This is a genomic window from Planctellipticum variicoloris, assembly GCF_030622045.1.
In the GTDB taxonomy this organism is placed as follows: Bacteria; Planctomycetota; Planctomycetia; order Planctomycetales; family Planctomycetaceae; genus Planctellipticum; species Planctellipticum variicoloris.
The window spans coordinates 600531-618012 of sequence record NZ_CP130886.1 but is presented as its reverse complement, the minus strand read 5'-3'; the positions used below and the strand labels follow the sequence as shown (position 1 = coordinate 618012).

Here is a 17482-nt window from a genome sequence, read left to right as displayed (position 1 = left end):
TGCAATTTCTCAAGTCGTCGTCCGCGGACGGTCTACTTCATGAAGAAGTCGGACGGCCCCTTGTGGGTGTAGTACGGGTAGGTGACCATCCCGGCGGGCACCTGGCTGGAGGGGTAGACGTAATTGTTGTCGTACCCCTTGTAGCGATACGTGTTGTAGTGGTGCGGCAGTCCGGTGCAGCCCGCGTTGCCGCAGGGGCAGTTCCCCTGACCGGAGACCTGGTACTGCGGATTCACCGGCGGGTGACCCGGGCGGTAGTAATCTTCGTGACCGCCGTAGTACCCGTTGCCGTAGCCGAAGCTATGGTTCTGCACGCCGTTGTACATGCGGAAGTCGTTATGCTTGCCCGGATGGCGCGGGCGTTCCCCATAGCCCGGAGCCGTGCCGATGATCGGGCCGGTCCCTTCGTCGACATAGACGGACGGTCCGCTGGACATTGCCGGGTCCGGCGTCTGTGCGCGGAAGATCTTCGGCAGCCCGGCCGTGGCCGTGTTCGCAGTGAAGGCCACGAGCGCCACCAGTCCCAAGGTCATCTTCTGCATCATCGGAATTCCCTCTCTCGCCCGCGTCTGGGCATCCTGCCCGGCGGTGCCGTGCACCATGAGGCCATCGCTTGCAGTTCTGTATCGACCGAATGCCGGTTAAAATGCGGACAATCCCTACAAAACGCAGCCGCGGATCGCACGGAGCGGATGATCGTCCTTGCAGAAACTGCCCAATCGCGATAAATTCTCGCGCTGTCGGACTGCACGTGTTGCGCCAGTTTTGGCTGTAACCTCTTATGCCTGCAGTTCTTGAACGTAACCTCCGTCCAAGGGAGTATGGGGAGTGTTCGTCGCGGCGTCTTCACGGTGTTTTTCAGATCTGCCATTCGGGGAAGCCTGCCAGGCTCTCACCGATCTCGAATACGACAAGTTCGAGGTCTGGATGTCCGAGAGCAGTCAGCACCTGAAGCCCTCGGAAGTGGTCGGGAATGCCGACCGCTTTATCGCCCAGCTTCGGGACGTCACCCGGCTCAGCCCCATTGCTCTGTGCCTGGGAGAAGATGTCTCCCAGGAAGTCTTCGAGGGGCTCTGTAAGCTGAGCAAAAACATCAAAGTTGCCCAGATTACCCTGCCTGCCGCCGAGCTGGGGACACCCTTTAACGAAGAGATTGACCGGCTGCGGAAGCGGCTGGCCGCCTCAAACGTGGCCGGCATCCGCCTGTCGCTGAAGACCGAGACAGGGCGTCTGACCGAAGACCCGCGAACCGCCGTGGAAATCTGCCAGGCCGTCCCCGGTCTGGGGCTGACGCTGGACCTCAGCCACTACATCGCCGGCAAGTTCGCCAACCAGCGGTACGAACAGGTCTACCCCTATGCCTATCACGTGCATCTCCGCGACTCGTCGCGGACCGATCTGCAGGTGCCGGTGGGTCTGGGCGAAATCGACTACGGCAAAGTGATCGCTCAATTGAAGCGCTGCGACTACAGCCGGGCGCTGTCGGTCGAGATCCTGCCGGAACTGCTGAAGGATTCAGACCGTTCGCTGGAGATGCGGAAGATCCGCATGCTGCTCGAGACGTTGCTGTAATCTGTCTGCGAGTTTCAGGCCCTTCACAAACAAAACGCCCGGGATTTCTCCCGGGCGTCGTCGTTGCTGGCAGTTGCCGGCGGAAATTATCGGCCGAAGTCCGTCGGATTGCCGAACAGACCCCCGCCGCCGTTTCCGCCCGTTCCGCCCCGGAGCGGCTCTTTCCGCTTCCGTTCGTACGGCACGACCGGCTCTTCTTCTTTCGGCTTCTCGCTCTCCGGCTTCTCTTTGAGCGCCTTGAGCGACAGGCTGATCCGCTGCCGGTCCGGAGCCACTTCGAGCACCTGCACCTGCACGTCCTGGCCCACGGTCAGCACGTCCGTCACCTTCTTGACCCGCCGGTGGTCCAGTTCGCTGATGTGAACCAGACCTTCGACTCCCGGTTCGAGCTCGATGAAAGCCCCGAAATCGGTCGCGCGGGAGACCTTGCCGGTCACCGTCCGCCCGACGGGGTACTTGTCGACGGCGCTGACCCAGGGGTTCTGGGCAAGCTGCCGCATGCCGAGGCCGATCTTCTCCTTCTCGCGGTCGAGGGAGAGGATCACCACGTCGACCTGCTGCCCCTCCTGTACGGCTTCGGACGGATGCTTGATCCGGGTCCAGCTCATCTCGCCGACGTGCAGAAATCCATCCACGCCGCCGAGGTCGATGAACGCGCCGTAGTCCTTGATCGTTTTCACGCGGCCCGGAAGCTGTTGTCCGACTTCCACCTTCTCCCAGAATCCCTGGGCCAGCTCTTTTCGCTCGGCGATGACGATCGCCCGGCGGCTGACGACGAGGTTCCGCTTGGCGGGGTTGACCTCGGTGATGAGGACGGTGAGCTTCTGCCCGACATAGGCATCCAGCGACGACACGAAGCCGACGTCGACCTGGCTGGCCGGCAGGAACCCGCGGAGGTTGCTGATGGTGACTTCGAGGCCGCCCTTGTTGGTGCGGTTGGCGAGGCACTCGACGATCTGGCCGACGGCCAGGTCTTCCCAGTTCCCCTTCGGACGACGGGTGGTCTTGGGCAGGTTGACCAGGATGACGCCGTTTTCCGGGTCGAACTTCTCGACGTGGACGAGGAACTCCTCGCCGACGCTGGGATGCTTCCCGCTGGGAAACTGCCGCAGGGGCAGCACTCCCGGGACGCGGAAGCCGACCTCGCAGAAAACATCCTCGGCGGTGACGCTCTGGACCTTCGCCTTGAGGCGCGTTCCCGGTTCGAGCTGGTCTTCCGACTGGGGCAGCGGGACAGCGTCTCGATCGCCGGCTGTTCCGGGCTCGGGGACGACGGGAACGGGAGCCGAAAGTTCGCCGGCCATGGCAGCCTCAAGTTCGGCCTCCAGCGACGCTTCCAGCTCGACCTTTTCCTCGGGCAGGGCGACGGGGCCGGAGGCCACCGTCGCCGACATCGGCATGGAGGACATCGCGTCCGCAGCGTCAGAGATTGCCGCTCCGGCGGCGTCGGCCGGGGGAGGCGCTGCGGGGGTCGTGCCCGCAAACATTGCCACCGGGCGGGGTGCGTTTTCTTGAGTGGGGTTGAGCTGAACCTTGCGTTTCGGGACTTCTTCGTCTTCCGCAGGAGCCGCGGCGACCGGTTCGCCTTCGGCGGGGGCCGAAGATTCGGGTCCCGGAGAAGCTTCCAAAGCGGGAGCGGCCGGGGCCGCTGCTTCCACAACGGGAGCTGTTTCCGCAGCGGGCGCAATGGCTTCCGGAGAGGACTGGGGCTCGGAGGAAAGGGTCTCGTCGGACGGCACCGCCTGTTCGCCGTTCATCTTCGCTGCATCCTTCACCGGGGGGCTCAGAGGTTCCGCAATTCGCTCTTGTGACGGAAGTGGTCGTTCGGGCCGTCAAAGACATCGGGAACCCGGGCATCGGACTTCCCCGAACGTGCCCGTCAGATTACTCAACCTCTTTACGGAATGCCACCTTCCGGCGACTCCCCGGCCAATGCCGTTTCAGGTTTCCCGATCACGGGTTTGCGGCGATCCGCGGACTGTGCGAAACTTCGTCGGTCAGGAGCGGATTTCTCACTCTCACGGCGGGGGGCGACGCATGGGCCGGACCAGTGCAGATCGAGCGATTTTCGGTCTTCTGGTCGGTTTTCTGGCTCTGTGGCATTCTACGGTCGTTGCAGATGAAGGTCTGAAGGGCGTCGCCTGTCGATCGGTCCATCTGGGCTTCGATGCTCCCGCGGGCACGGCGTTCTACAACGAAGTCACGATCGAGAAGTCGGCCCCGGGCTCGTTCTTCATGGTCTGCGGGTGGGATCAGGGATACTTCGGCCTCCAGGAACTGGCGGACGGTAAGAAACTGGCGATTTTTTCCGTCTGGGATTCCGAAAACAACGATCCGCAGGCGACGCCGGAAGAACGCCGGGTGCAGGTGGTCTACAACGATCCCGCCGTCCGGGCCGGGCGCTTTGGCAACGAAGGGAGCGGCGGACAGTCGTTCTTTCCGTTCGACTGGCAGACGGGCGTGACGTATCGCTGTCTGCTGACCAGCCGCATCGATGCTGCTCGGACGGAATACTCCGGGTTCCTGTACCTGCCCAAAGAGGAGACGTGGCGGCGGCTGGTGACGTTCTCGGCGCCAAACGGCGGCAAGCCATTGCGGGGCTGCTACTGTTTTCTCGAAGATTTCCGCCGGAACCGGGTCTCGGCGACGCAAATCCGCGAAGCTCGATTTGGCAACGGCTGGGTCCGCAGCACGAATGGAAACTGGCTGGCGATCGGGCGGGCTCGGTTTACGGCCGACGCCAACCCGGTCCTCAACATCGACGCCGGGCTGCGGCAAGAGGGATTTTTCCTCGCCACTGGGGGCGAGACGGTCAACAGCGGTGCGAAGCTGAAGGACTGGATCGAGCTGACAGAATCGGCTGACGAACGTCGGCTCCCCGCCGATCTCCCCGTGCTTCCCCGCTGAGCCAGCGGGTCCCCCTCCTGTTCACGGTCTGTTCGGTCCGTGCGTTTGCGATTCGCCTTCGTGTTCGGTCCGCACCTCCTTCCGGAAGTTGTGAACGTGTTTCTCACGGAACTGCTGGTCGTCTATACGGTTTCCGCGCTGGTGGTCTTCGCGTTTCATCGCTTTCGCGTGCCGTCGGTTGTCGGGCTGCTGGTTTCGGGAGTGCTGGTTGGTCCGCATGGGCTGAAGCTTGTCAGCGACCTGGAAGACGTGCACCTGCTCGCCGAGACCGGCGTGGTCGTGCTGCTGTTTACGGTCGGGCTGGAGTTCTCGCTCGGCAGGCTGCTGGCGATGTCTCGACTGATGCTGCAGATCGGTGCGCCGCAGGTGCTGGGGTGCGCGGCGGTTTCGGTGGCGGCCACCTGGTGGTATCTCGGGTCGCTCAATTCGGCCATCTTCGCCGGCATGCTGGTGGCGATGTCGAGCACCGCTGTCGTGTTCAAGCTGCTGGCGGACCGGGGCGAGATGGAATCGCCGCACGGCCGGGTGGCGGCAGCGGTTCTGCTCTTCCAGGATCTGCTGGTGGTGGTCTGCATGCTGATGATTCCGCTGCTCGCCGACGGCGCCGCGAATGTCGTCGGCGCATTGGGAAGCCTGTTGCTCGGCCTGGCGACCGTCGCCGGGATCCTGATCGCCGGTCGCACTCTGATTCCCGGACTGCTGCACCAGATCGTGCGGACGCGGAATCGCGAGCTGTTTCTGATTGCGATCTTCGTGGTCTGCATCGGCACGGCGACGCTGACGGCCTGGGCGGGGCTGTCCCTGGCGCTGGGGGCGTTTCTGGCGGGACTGTTGCTGGCGGAGTCTGAATACGGACATCAGACGCTGGCGGAGGTCCTGCCGTTTCGCGATACGCTGAGCAGTCTGTTTTTTGTGTCGGTCGGGATGCTGCTCGACGTGCGCTTCATGCTGGCCAATCTGGCGCTCGTGGTGCTCACGGTGCTGGCGCTGGTGGTTCTCAAGTTTGTCTGCGTCGCTCTGCCGACGAAACTGCTGGGTTACCCGTTGCGAACCGCCTGGCTGGCGGGGCTGGCGCTGGCGCAGGTGGGGGAATTCTCCTTCGTCCTGGCGGTGCGGGGGCTGGAGGCCGAATTGCTCGAACCCGGCGACTACCAGATCTTTCTGTCGGCGGCCGTGCTGACAATGGGGCTGACGCCGTTTTTGATCAATTCGGGCGCGCGAACCTGGAGCTGGCTGCAGACCTGGTGGGGCGAAGAGGCCGTCAAACAGGCCGAAGCCGCCCAGCTTGCCGATCAAGCGGGCCATCCGCACCTCCAGGACCATGTCGTGATCGCCGGCTACGGACTCAACGGCCGGAACCTGGCCCGCGTCCTCAACGAAACCGGCATCGAGTACGTGGTGCTGGAGATGAACCCCGAAACCGTCCGCCAGCGTCGCAAGACCGGCGAACACGTCCTCTACGGCGACTGCACGCGGACGGCGGTGCTGGAGCATGCCGGCATCGGCTCGGCCCGGGCGTATGTCGTGGTCGTCTCCGATCCGACGTCCATCCGGCAGACCGTCGCGCTGGCCCGGAAACTTCGTCCGGATCTGCGGATCATCGTCCGGACGCGATTTCTGACCGAGGTGGACGAGCTGCGGAAGCTGGGCGCCTCGGAGATTATCCCGGAAGATTTCGAAACGTCCGTCGAGATCTTTTCCCGGGTGCTGCGGGAATATGAAGTCCCCGGCAACGTCATCAGCCGGCTGACCTCTCAGATCCGGGCCGGGCAGTATCAGATTCTGCGCAGCGAGCGGCTGGGTCGGGATCTGTCGCCCCTGGCGACGGACCTGTTCGCGACGTCCGAACTGGAAACCGCCGTACTGTCGGCCGACTCCCCGCTGGCCGGGCGAACGCTGGCGGAAAGCGGCCTGCGGACGAAGACCGGCGCATCGATCGTGGCGGTGCGACGGGGTTCGGAGACGCACGCTAATCCCCCTGCAGATCTCCCGCTGGCCGCGGGCGACACACTGGTCCTGTTCGGTTCGCCGGAACAGTTGCAGGCGGCGCTGGAGGTCATTACCAGCAAGCTGTAGGGCAGGCTCCCGCCTGCCGGGTTGTGGTCGCTGGCCGTCGAACCCGTTGGCCCGTGCAACGGACTCGCCGAGTGCATGTCAACGCAGCATTCCGAGCATCAGCCTGTTTGCCCGCGATGCTTCCCGTCTCCCGTCACGTAACCCGCACCGACTTAACCACGGGTGGCGATCTGCTAAACTCAAAACTGCGATCACCGCCCCGTTGCGAGATTTTCCACCCCATGCCCCAGCTCCCCGCAAATCCTATTCTCGTCCTCGGCGGCGGCGTCCACGGCGTCGGCGTGGCCCGCGAGCTCGTGCATCAGGGACTTCCGGTCTGCCTCGTCGAGGCGCACGATCTGGCCGGCGGGGCGACCGCCAAGTCCTCCCGGCTGATTCACGGCGGGCTGCGGTATCTCGAATACGGCGACGTCGGACTCGTGCGGGAATCGCTTCGCGAGCGGCAGCAGATGCTCGATACCGCACCCCATTTCGTCCGGCCGCTCGAACTCTTTATCCCTGTCCGGCAGTCGTGGTCGGGACTGGTCCATGCCGCGGCGGGGTTCGTCGGACTGACGCGGACCGCCATCGGTTCGTGGCTGGGCCCCCGGCCCGAACGGGGGTTCTGGCCCGTCCGGCTGGGGCTGACCATGTACGACTGGCTGGCCGGCCGAGACCAGTTGCCCCCGAGCCGGGCAGCAGCGGTCGGCACGCCCGATGTCCCGCGGGTTAACCCGCAGCGCTTTCAGCAGTTGCTGGCCTATTACGACTCGCAAATGCCGTTTCCCGAGCGGTTTGTCGTGGCGCTGCTGGCCGACGCCGAGGCGACCGCCCGCGCTCAGGGGACCGACCTGACGGTCTTCACACACGCCTCGCTGCAGGCGATCGGGGATTCGTTACGGATTTCCGATCAGGCGACCGGCGACGAACTGCGAGTGATTCGGCCGTCCGCGATCGTCAATACGACCGGCGCCTGGGGCGATGCGACGCTCGGTCGGCTGACCGGGCAGCCGACGTCCTACTTCGGCGGGACGAAGGGGAGCCACTTCGTTAGCTGGAATCCGCAACTGGTCGCTGCTGTCGGGCCGCATGGCGTTTATGCCGAAGCGGGGGACGGCCGGCTGGTGTTCATCCTGCCGCTGGGCGACGCGGTCCTCGTCGGCACAACCGACGAGACCTTCGCGGGCGATCCAGGGACGGCGGTCGCCACAGAGGCCGAACTGTCCTACCTCCGCGGACTGGTCGAAGAAGTGATGGGGGTGACTCTGACGGCCGAGGACATCACGCTGCACTACAGCGGCGTGCGGCCGCTGCCCAGGGCCGACGAGTCGAGCAACGCCGCCGTCTCGCGCGAACACTTCATTCGCGACGACGTCTGGGCGGGAGTGCCGCTCTGGACGCTGGTGGGTGGGAAGCTGACGACGTGGCGACCGGTGGCGGAACAGCTTGCGGATCGCGTTCTCGAACGGCTCGCCCTGCCGCGACAGGCCTCGCTGGCGGACCTGCCGATTCCGGGGGCCGAGGACTACGCCGCTCTGCAACCCGATCCCGTTGCGACGCTGACCCGCGAACTGTCGCCGCTGGGAGTTTCTGCGGAAGAAGTCGCCGCCCTGTGGCCGCTCTTCGGTTCCCGGCTGCGCGCGGTCTTGCGTGATGCGGGCGATGATCGGACTCCCGTGGCCGGGACGGCGTTGTCTCGCGCCGTCGTCCGCTGGATGATTCGGCACGAACATGTGCAGACGCTGGAGGATCTGGTCGAACGCCGGCTGCTGCTGGTGTTCGGTCGGGAACTGACTCGTGCGACGCTGGTGGATCTGGCGGCCCTGCTGGTCGAGTGCGATCGGCTCTCGGCCGAGGAAGCGGACGCTGCCGTCGAGGAGACCGTCACGCGTCTGCGACTGCACTTCGGCCGTCGATTTGCGTAGGGTACGACTGGACGACGCACCTGCTCGAATCGAGCGAATTCCAATGTCGAGCCTCGCGGCTCGCCTTAGAGCTCGCGCAGCGCCCGGTAGTATCGGCCGATATCCTCGGGCGTGAGGACGTACAGGTCGATCGAACCGCCGATAGTCGTCACGGGCTCGAAGAACCGGAAGTAGCCGAATTCTTCGATGCCCGTCGGGCGGAATTTCCCCTCGGCGTCCCGCAGCACGTGCGGCCGACCCATGACGTAATTCACGCTGACGGCGTAGTAGCCCGGCTCGGGCGTCCGCCCCGGCGGCGGGCCACCCGGCAGCCCGGCCCAGGCGGGCGGTAACGCTCCGAAATACGCCACGCGGACGTCTTTCCAGCCGCGCCGGCGGACTTCGTCCCGCACGGCGAACAGGTCCTGTCCCCAGTCCAGGTTGGAGTCAATCAGCCACCAACGCCCGCCGGTGGTTCCGCCGGCAAGCTCGTTGAACGACGCCAGTTCGTGCGGATGATCCCTCAGACTGGCCAGCGCCCAGACGAGACAGACCACGGCGAGTCGCTGTCTCCAGGGTTTGACCGATTTCCAATCGGAGAATGCGGCGGCAGCCAGCAGAAACAGCGATGGAATCGCCGGCAGGACGTAGCGGACGCCGAGCTGATTTCGCGAGAGACTGGCCAGGCCGACGATCAGCACAACCGGAACCACGCCGAGGAACCAGACTGCCCGCGGAAAGGGTCGATGTCTGCGCAGCGTGAGGAGGCCGAGGAGCAGCAGTCCCCAGAGTCCGAGGGGCAGCTTTACCAGCAGCCCGAGCAGGTAGTAGGACCGGAAGCCGTCGAGGCTCCATTGTCCGAGCAGATAAACCGGCTGCGGCTGGTCCATGAATTTCAGCAACGTGTCGAGACCCTGCACATAGGCCGCAGGGAGCGGAGACGGCAGTACGCCGACATGGCGGCCGATCCAAACGCCGGGCGTGCTGACCAGCGACAGATGGACCAGCGATTGGCCGAGCCCCTGGAAGCCATAGCCGGTCGCGATCATCCCCCAGGCGGCGGCCAGAACCAGGCCCAGCCAGCCGGCACGTCGTATGAGATCGCCGCGAGACACGCCCCAGAGGCGGACGGCCGGATGGAGGAGCCAGAGCGCCAGAACCAGCGGCCCCAGCAGCAGGGCGGTGTACTTGGTGAGCTGGGCCAGTCCGAGGACGGCGCCCAGCAGCAGGGCGCGAACTGCGCCGGGGCGATCGAGGAAACGGAGCGCAGCCACGGCCGTCGCCACAAAGCCGCAGGTGACGGGGATATCGTGTGAGACCAGCGCCGCGTGGCCCAGCACGAGGGGGTTGAAACACCACATTGCGCAGGCGGCCAGAGCCGGGCCGTCGCCGAGAACGCGGCGGACGAGCGCCGTGAGCAGCAGCGCCGTCGCGATCGACCAGGCCGCCGCCATCAGCCGGCCGAGGAAATACCAGCGGGGAGCGGTCTCCGGGTTCGCCTGCCAGAAGGCGTCGCCATAGTCGATGGCATCATCGGCCTGTGACAAGTCGCCGGAGGGCGCTCCAGCCATAACCAGCGGCAGTGCCGCCCACAGGCGGGGCAGGGGAGGGTTGATCGGGTCGGCGTCCCAGGCCCCGGTTCGCCAGAGCGCGACGCCGATCGGCAGATGCCAGTACTCGTCGTGCGTCGTCGCCCACCGGCGGGCGCAGTCCGCCAGCAGCAACGTATGCGCGATCACGCAAATCGCGACCAGCCCTGCGAAGCGCCGGGAACGGCGAGGAGAAACGGTATCCGACACGTGCGGCCTGCTCCCCTGGAGTGTGTCGACGATTCTGTTCAATCCGGCGACTATGGTACGATTCCAGCCGACGGTTCATACCATTGCCAGGTCTCCTTTTCTCAGAAAGTCCGCCGCCGATGACGTCGCGCATTTCTCACTGGCCCTGGGCTGGTTTCGCCGCACTCGTTCTGCTCGCGGGCTGTGCGAAGCCGCCGGAAAAGGACGTTCCAGTTTCGACGGCGCCGGCGAAAAGTGGCGGAAGCGCCGCTCCGGTCGGCGAAGTCGTCCAGGTGAAGTTCGAAACGACGAAGGGGGACTTCGTCGTCGAAGTGCATCCCGAGTGGGCGCCGCTCGGGGCCGAGCGCTTTCTGGACCTCGTTCGCAACGGTTTCTACGACGGCTGCAAGTTCTTCCGCGTGGTTCCGGGGTTCGTCGTGCAGTGGGGCATCAATGGGGATCCGGAAGTCCAGGCGAAGTGGCGGGACGCGGGGATCGACGACGAGCCGGTCAAGCAGTCCAACACGCGCGGCATGATGACCTTCGCCAAGGGAGGCCCGAACTCCCGAACCAGCCAGGTTTTCATCAGTTTCGGCGACAACTCGCGGCTCGACGCCATGGGCTTCCCGGCGTTTGCGAAGGTGGTCTCCGGCATGGAAGTTGTCGAGCAGATCAACGCCGAGTACGGCGAATCCCCCAATCAGCAATCGATTCAATACGAGGGGAACCGCTACCTCGAAGCCAGTTTCCCGCGACTCGACGGGATCGTGAAAGCGACGATTCTGGAGTCGAAATCGGACAAGGGGCCGGTCGTCGATGACGAGCCGAAAGCTCCGGAAGGCGGGGAAGCGCAGTAACAGAGCTGAGGATGTGTTCCGGCAGTCGATGTGACGTCGGCGTGCGATCTCGCTCTTCTGCGGGCTCGAAGAATCGCCCGGCCATCGTCTCTGCAAGTCAGCGGCGCTATTTTGCCGGATTGAGACGATGGCTCCGGTGAGAAATCGTGCACGGGCACCGGCGCCTTGAGGACCTTCAAGCGGCTTCAGCCGTTCAGGCGAAGCCGAGGGAGGCGGGGCAGTTGGCTTCGGCGGCGATCTGGGCCTGCTGCTCGGCGAGGACCCGTTTGATGTGGCGATGGCAGGCCATGCAGCCGCCGCCGGCCCCGCAGGCTTGGGTGACGCCGCGAACGGTCTCGGCGTTGGAGACCGCGACGGCTTCGCGGACCTCCCCTTCGGTGACGCGGAGGCAGCGGCAGAGGTACTGCGGTTTGCTGTTGGTGAAGCCGAGTTGCATGGGTGGGACCAGCAGGGCGGCGGCCGGGGAGGGATTGAGACTGAGTCTCAACGTCAATCGATTTTACGCATCGAGAGATGCCGTTACAAGAGGCTGTCTTGATTTTTTTCCGACTGACCCGCAGTGTGACCGTTACGAATGTTGCCACCGGGTCCGGAGCTGCGGGCCGACGCGGCGGAGAATCGTCGTAACGCCTTTCCTCAGGAGAACTTCCCCGTGACGAGACTGCTGCTGACGACCTTCTGCGTGCTCGCTGCCGGAGTTGGCGTTCGGGCCGACGGGCCGGCCGACAACCAGTTTGAGAATGTCCGCCGGATTCCCAAAGTCGGGGTCGAGGTCTCCGATGCGGATCGGAAGGAACTGGAGGAGGGGCTGGCGAAGCTGGCCGCCAAGCTGGTGCAGCTCGAAAAGCTGCTGGAGATTGGCAAGGGACGCCCGACGTCTCCGAAATCCATGGATGACTCCACGCCGACGGTGATGGAAGACCCCATCGCCGACGACCTGTACGCCGACGTGGCGATCTACCACCGGGCGGTCGATCAGGCGCTGCGGTTCCGGGAGTTCTTCGACGCGAAGGAAATTCCGGTCGGCAAGAAGCTGCTGCAGACGGGACTGGAGCGGGCGGACCTGCTGCTGGAGCAGAAGCACCCCTGGACCGAGCAGAAGGGGCTGGTGGTCCGCGGCTACATTTCGAAACTCGACGGGACGCCGCAGCCGTATGGCGTGGTGATTCCGGAGTCGTACCAGATCGACGGCGACGTCACTCACCGGTGCGACCTGTGGTTCCACGGACGGGGCGAGACGCTGAGCGAGCTGAACTTCATTCAGCAGCGGGCGACGCAGGTGGGACAGATTTCGCCGGCGGACACGATCGTGCTGCATCCGTACGGGCGGTACTGCAACGCCGCCAAGCTGGCGGGCGAAGTCGATGCGCTGGAGGCCCTGGACGCGGTCGAGCGGAACTATCGCATCAACATGGGCAAGCTGGCGGTGCGGGGCTTCTCGATGGGGGGGGCGAGCGCGTGGCAGTTCGCGGTGCACTATCCGGCGATGTGGTTTGCGGCGAATCCGGGGGCGGGGTTCTCGGAGACGCCCGAGTTTCTGAAGGTCTTTCAGAACGAGACGCTGCAGCCGAGCTGGTTCGAGCAGAAGTTGTGGCACATGTACGACTGCACGGACTATGCGGCGAACTTCCACAACCTGCACGTGATCGCCTACAGCGGGGAGATCGACAAGCAGAAGCAGGCGGCGGACATCATGGCCGCGGCGATGAAGAAGGAAGGGCTGGAGCTGCAGCACATCATCGGCCCGATGGCGGCGCACAAGATTCTGCCGGAATCGCAGACGATCATCGAAGAGCAACTGGCGAAGTGGGCCGGGGAGGGTTCGCACGCTCTGCCGCAGAAGCTGGAATTCGTGACCTACTCGCTGAAATACAACACGAGCCACTGGGTGCAACTGCTGGGACTGAAGGAACACTGGGAGCAGGCGCGGATCAAGATCGAGCGGACGGGACCCGGCAGGCTGAAGGGGACGACGCAGAACATCACGGCGCTGGCGGTTGGCTATCCGGCGCCGGCGGACAGCGATGAGCTGGATCGGCCGGTGACGCTGGAGCTGGATGGTCAGACGGTGATGCTGCAATACGGCGAAGGGTGGCCGGTGGTCCGGCTGGTCGACGGCAAGTGGCAGGCGGCGGGGCGGCGGCGGGACTTCCTGGCGGACGAATCGGCGGGGCTGCAGAAGCGGCCGGGGCTGCAGGGTCCGATCGACGATGCGCTGATGGACTCATTCCTGTTTGTCCGTCCGTCGAACTACTGCCGGCACAAGGCGGTCGACACGTGGGTGCATGCAGAGATGCAGCATGCGGTGATGCACTGGCGGCAGCAGATGCGGGGGGATGCCCGGGTGAAGGACGACAAGGACCTGACCGACGAAGACATCGCCAATCACAATCTGATTTTGTGGGGGGACGCCCAGGCCAACAGCGTGCTGGCGAAGATTGTCGACAAGCTGCCGATCCGCTGGAGCGCGAAGGAGATCACGGCGGGGGACCGCCGGTGGGATGCGGCGCAGCACGCGGTGATCGCGGTCTATCCGAATCCGCTGAATCCGAAGAAGTACGTGGTGCTCAACAGCAGCTTTACGTATCGCGAGTACGACTATCTGAATAACGCCCGGCAGGTGCCGAAGCTCCCGGACTGGGCGATCGTGGACATTCGGACGAAGCCGAACAGCCGGTTCCCGGGGAAGATCGTGGATGCAGACTTCTTCGACGAGCAGTGGAAGCTGAAGCCGCCGCACGGGAAGTAAAGCCTGCGGAGGAAGAAAATCTCTCGCAAAGGCGCAAAACGGAACGCAGAGACGCCAGAACGAAAAAATGTCGAATGTCGAAGGTGGAAAGTCGAAAGAGGGCCAAGTGACCAGTGACGGAAAGAAGCCGCGGCTTGCGGCTCTAAATCACAGGCCACGAATCTGAGGCGCGCCGTCTGTTCTCCGTGGACGAACCCCGACATCTTCGAAGACCCTCACCCTGGCCCTCTCCCGCTGAAGACAGCGGGAGAGGGGACAAGACGAACAGACGCGTTGTTTCAGAATCGATGCCGGTGATTTGGCGACTGACAACTGACGACGGACGACTGGCCACTGACAACACTCCGGCGATGAGCGATCCGCGATAAGCGATCAGCTCTTCCTTCCGGCTATTCGCTACTCCCTGTTCGCTATTCGCTAATTTCCGATTTGCCTTGTTGGACGAGTTATGCGCAAGTACGTGGTGATGGGTGCTCAGGGTTGCGGCAAGGGGACGCAGGCGAAGCTGCTGAAGCAGGACTACAACCTGGTCCATATCAGCGTGGGAGACATTTTCCGCTGGCATATTCAGTCGCATACGAAGCTGGGGGCGCGGGTCAAGCGGCTGATCGCCGACGGCCATCTGGCGCCGGACGACATCGTCGAGGACATCATCCGCCAGCGGCTGGAGCAGCACGACTGGAATTATGGGTTCATCCTGGACGGCTTTCCGCGGAACAAGACTCAGGCGCAGTTCTTCCTGGAAAGCTACGACATCGACGCGGTGATCCATATCGACGTGCCGGATGAAGTGGTGTTCGAGCGGGTGCTGGCCCGGCGGCTGTGCAGTCAGTGCGGGCTGGACTACAACCTGATTTACCATCGCCCGGCGGTGGAAGACACGTGCGACGTGTGCGGCGGGAAGCTGCGGATGCGGGACGACGACACGGAAGGGGGCCTGCGGGCGCGGCTGAACGACTATCGGACGAAGACGGAGCCGGTGCTGGAGCTGTTCGGTCGGAAGGAGCTGGTGATCCAGGTCGACGGCCGGCTGGCGGCGGCGGAGATCCAGAGGGAGATCCGGTCCAAGCTGAATCTGCCGGCGCCTGTCGCGAAGAGTTGAGAGCTGAGAGTTGAGTGTTGAGAGGGAAGACGAGAAAGGGATTGTCGAGACGGAAGTCAAGAGACAAGACCCGGACAAGACGTTGTGGCGCCATCTTCGCAACTGACAACTGACAACTGACCAATCACCAATCTCGTCTGCTCAGTCCGTCACGAAGAACTGTTTGAGGTCGCGGATGACGAGTCGGGCGCGGTGCTGGAAGACGTCGGGGCTGCCGGCCCGTCCGACGGGGCGGACTTTGTAGACGAGATTTGAGCGTCTGGAGGCGGAGGCTCCGCGATCCTGGACGACCGCCCCCAGGAGGAGCTCCAGGTCGACGGGCTGTCGATCGGGCGACTTGCCCCAGCCGCCGAGCAGGTTGCGGCGTCCGATGCGGAGCCGGACGGATTCGGAGGTGACGCGTTTGATGCGGGCGCCGTGTTCGTCGATGAAGCCGCGGAGCTTGTGGACGATCATGTCGAAGGTGATGACGGCCACAAAGGCGCCGGTGTAGACGAAGGGTTCGGAATTGTTGCGGTCGGCTGCGGCGTCGAGGTCCTCGGACTGCCAATCGGCGGCGGTCAGGCGGCTGGAGCGGTCGCGACCGTCGGCTTTCGCGACGAGGAGGGCCCGGGCGGCGCGGCGAAAGAGGGATTCGGCGGAGTCGCCCGGTTCGACTTCCGCGATGCCGACGGAGACGGTTATGCGGAGCTGGTCGATGTCGGCGAGCGCGGAGCGGCGGATGACGTCGCGAACGCGTTCGGCCTGCTCCCAGGCCTGCTGCAGATCGTGGCCGGGGCAAAGGAGGACGAACTCTTCGCCGCCGTAGCGGCCGACGGTCGTCCCGGAGCCGGCTTCGCGCTGGAGGAGCCGGGCGAGGGCGACGAGGACCTGGTCGCCGACGTTGTGCCCGTGGGTTTCATTGATGCTGCGGAAGAAGTCGGGGTCGATGATGATGGTGCTGAAGATCTGCGAGGGATCGCGCTGGTATCGGGCGACGAGGTCGGTGAGTCGGATTTCGAGTTCGCCGCGATTGGCGACGGAGGTCAGGGCGTCGCGGCTGGCGGCGACGCGTTGATCGCGGAGTTCGAGGGGGTGCTGGCCGCTGCGGTTCTGGATGTCGCGGAAGATTTCGGTAATGCCGCGGAGCTGTCCGGCGGCGTCGAAGACGGGGAGGCACTGGACTTCCGCGGAGACGATCTCGCCGTCGGTGCGTTTGAGATGCATGACGCCGGTCGCGGCGACGCCGGTTTCGAGGACGCGGTAGGCGAGGGACTGGGTTTCGCGGAGTTCGACGCCGTTCTCGTTGCAGTAGCCGAGGAGATCGACGGACCAGGGTTGTCCCAGGGCGGCGGTCGCCGGGCGGCGGAGGAGTCGTTCGAGGCCGCGGTTCCAGACGATGACCTGGAGGCTGGAGTCGACGAGGGAGAAGCCGTCGTAGAGGCTTTCCAGGACGTGGAGGTAGCTGAAGATGCGGCAGAGGGAGTTGGCTTCGAGGGCTTGTTCGGAGGTGAGGGTGGCGGCCTGGGTGATGGCTTCTTCGGCGAAGTAGCCGACGTCGACGAGGGGGGCGCCGTCCTGTTTGAGCCAGCGGGCGAGGGCGTCGACGATAGTGCCATCGTAACGCCGGCCGGCGTGCTTCTGCAGATACTCCAGGATCTGGGGATGCGGAAGCGCGGCGCGGAAGGGCTGGTCGAAGCCGAGGGATTCGTAGGCGTCGGCGACGCTCAGAATCCGGGCGCCGAGGTGGAGCTCCTGGGGTTGAGCGACGTGTCCGTCGGGATCGGTGAGGTAGGCGTGCTGGGACTGTCCGATCATCTCCAGGACCTCGGGGGCGACGCGGCAGGCCTGGAGGACGTCGAGGCTGACGTTGTAGTGGAGAGCCAGGATTTCGCGTTCTTCGCGGGAGAGGCTGGCGGGCTTGAAGAGGATGTTGTCGGGGACGCCGAGCTTGCCGATGTCATGGAGCAGCGCGGCGACTTCGAGGAGTTTGAGCAGTCGCCCGTCCCAACCGAGATACCTGGCGAGGCCGGCGGCGAGAATGGAAACGCGGCGGCTGTGCCGGACGGTGTCGAGGTCGCGGTAACGGAGGGCGGAGAGAAGGCTTCTGAGGATTGGTCGCTGAATGGCGCCGTAGAGGGGGTCGTCGTGACCGGGCTGGGATTTGCCGAGTGCGGCGAGGTCAAGGAGGCCGAGGAGGCAGCGCGTGGATTCGAAGTCGCGACGGCTGCGGACCGGGCCTGCCCCGAGATGCGAAGGCTGCAGATCGGACGAATGCGAAGCGACGGACATTGCGGGCCTGCCAGGGTTTGCGTGTGGATTGGCCCCCAGACGCTCAGGTTGCAAAAAGACAACGACGGCAGGGAAAACCTAGCTCACGGGGGCCGGCTGTCCAAAGACTCCTCGCGGCGGAGGAGCCAGAAGGCCGCGGGGCGCGGGGGCGCGGGCGCCGATTGCAGGGGTTGTGCGGGGCGGGGAGCCCGGCGGATGGAAGAGGCAATGCAAAATGAAAAGTGAAAAATGCAAAGTGCAAAATCGAAGAGAGAGAGGGGGGGGGATGCAGGAGGGACGCGAGATCG

12 protein-coding genes are annotated in these 17482 nt (G+C 64.7%); 7 read left to right on the top strand and 5 right to left on the bottom strand.

The window, feature by feature from the left end:
- Positions 1-32 precede the first annotated feature (32 nt).
- On the bottom strand, positions 33-602 hold the full coding sequence (locus SH412_RS02410; RefSeq protein ID WP_336521913.1) for a hypothetical protein: 570 nt from the start codon (positions 600-602) through the stop codon (positions 33-35).
- A gap of 226 nt (positions 603-828) precedes the next feature.
- On the opposite strand from SH412_RS02410, the gene SH412_RS02405 reads away from it, so the two are divergent.
- Positions 829-1572: a sugar phosphate isomerase/epimerase family protein gene (locus SH412_RS02405; RefSeq protein ID WP_336521912.1), complete on the top strand. Its 744-nt coding sequence runs from the start codon at positions 829-831 to the stop codon at positions 1570-1572.
- An 86-nt stretch (positions 1573-1658) separates the two neighbouring features.
- Here the strand turns inward: SH412_RS02405 and SH412_RS02400 are convergent, their stop codons facing one another.
- Positions 1659-3329 carry a 30S ribosomal protein S1 gene (locus SH412_RS02400; protein WP_336521911.1) on the bottom strand — a complete coding sequence of 557 codons (1671 nt, stop codon included), beginning with the start codon at positions 3327-3329 and terminating at the stop codon, positions 1659-1661.
- A 280-nt stretch (positions 3330-3609) separates the two neighbouring features.
- Here SH412_RS02400 and SH412_RS02395 point away from each other — a divergent pair, with 280 nt between their 5' ends.
- From SH412_RS02395 to SH412_RS02385, 3 genes are all read left to right on the top strand, one after another.
- Complete coding sequence (locus SH412_RS02395; protein ID WP_336521910.1) at positions 3610-4479, top strand: DUF3472 domain-containing protein; 870 nt, start codon at positions 3610-3612, stop codon at positions 4477-4479.
- A gap of 96 nt (positions 4480-4575) precedes the next feature.
- Positions 4576-6555: a cation:proton antiporter domain-containing protein gene (locus SH412_RS02390; protein ID WP_336521909.1), complete on the top strand. Its 1980-nt coding sequence runs from the start codon at positions 4576-4578 to the stop codon at positions 6553-6555.
- Between the two features lie 221 nt (positions 6556-6776).
- The gene (locus SH412_RS02385) at positions 6777-8459 is read left to right on the top strand and encodes a glycerol-3-phosphate dehydrogenase/oxidase (protein WP_336521908.1); all 1683 of its coding nucleotides are present in this window, start codon (positions 6777-6779) and stop codon (positions 8457-8459) included.
- Between the two features lie 65 nt (positions 8460-8524).
- Here the strand turns inward: SH412_RS02385 and SH412_RS02380 are convergent, their stop codons facing one another.
- Entirely contained in the window at positions 8525-10237 is a 1713-nt protein-coding gene (locus tag SH412_RS02380) for a glycosyltransferase family 39 protein (RefSeq protein ID WP_336521907.1), read from the bottom strand.
- A gap of 119 nt (positions 10238-10356) precedes the next feature.
- On the opposite strand from SH412_RS02380, the gene SH412_RS02375 reads away from it, so the two are divergent.
- Positions 10357-11073, top strand: a complete 717-nt coding sequence (locus SH412_RS02375) for a peptidylprolyl isomerase (protein ID WP_336521906.1) — start codon at positions 10357-10359, stop codon at positions 11071-11073.
- 193 nt (positions 11074-11266) lie between these two features.
- On the opposite strand, the gene SH412_RS02370 is transcribed toward SH412_RS02375, so the two are convergent.
- Entirely contained in the window at positions 11267-11560 is a 294-nt protein-coding gene (locus tag SH412_RS02370) for a (2Fe-2S)-binding protein (protein ID WP_336521905.1), read from the bottom strand.
- Positions 11561-11725: 165 nt separating this feature from the next.
- On the opposite strand from SH412_RS02370, the gene SH412_RS02365 reads away from it, so the two are divergent.
- Both SH412_RS02365 and SH412_RS02360 read left to right on the top strand, forming a co-directional pair.
- Complete coding sequence (locus tag SH412_RS02365) at positions 11726-13822, top strand: prolyl oligopeptidase family serine peptidase (RefSeq protein ID WP_336521904.1); 2097 nt, start codon at positions 11726-11728, stop codon at positions 13820-13822.
- A 448-nt stretch (positions 13823-14270) separates the two neighbouring features.
- Positions 14271-14924, top strand: coding sequence for an adenylate kinase family protein (locus SH412_RS02360; RefSeq protein ID WP_336521903.1), 654 nt, complete (start codon positions 14271-14273; stop codon positions 14922-14924).
- A gap of 141 nt (positions 14925-15065) precedes the next feature.
- On the opposite strand, the gene SH412_RS02355 is transcribed toward SH412_RS02360, so the two are convergent.
- Entirely contained in the window at positions 15066-17195 is a 2130-nt protein-coding gene (locus SH412_RS02355) for a diguanylate cyclase (RefSeq protein ID WP_336521902.1), read from the bottom strand.
- Positions 17196-17482: the final 287 nt, after the last annotated feature.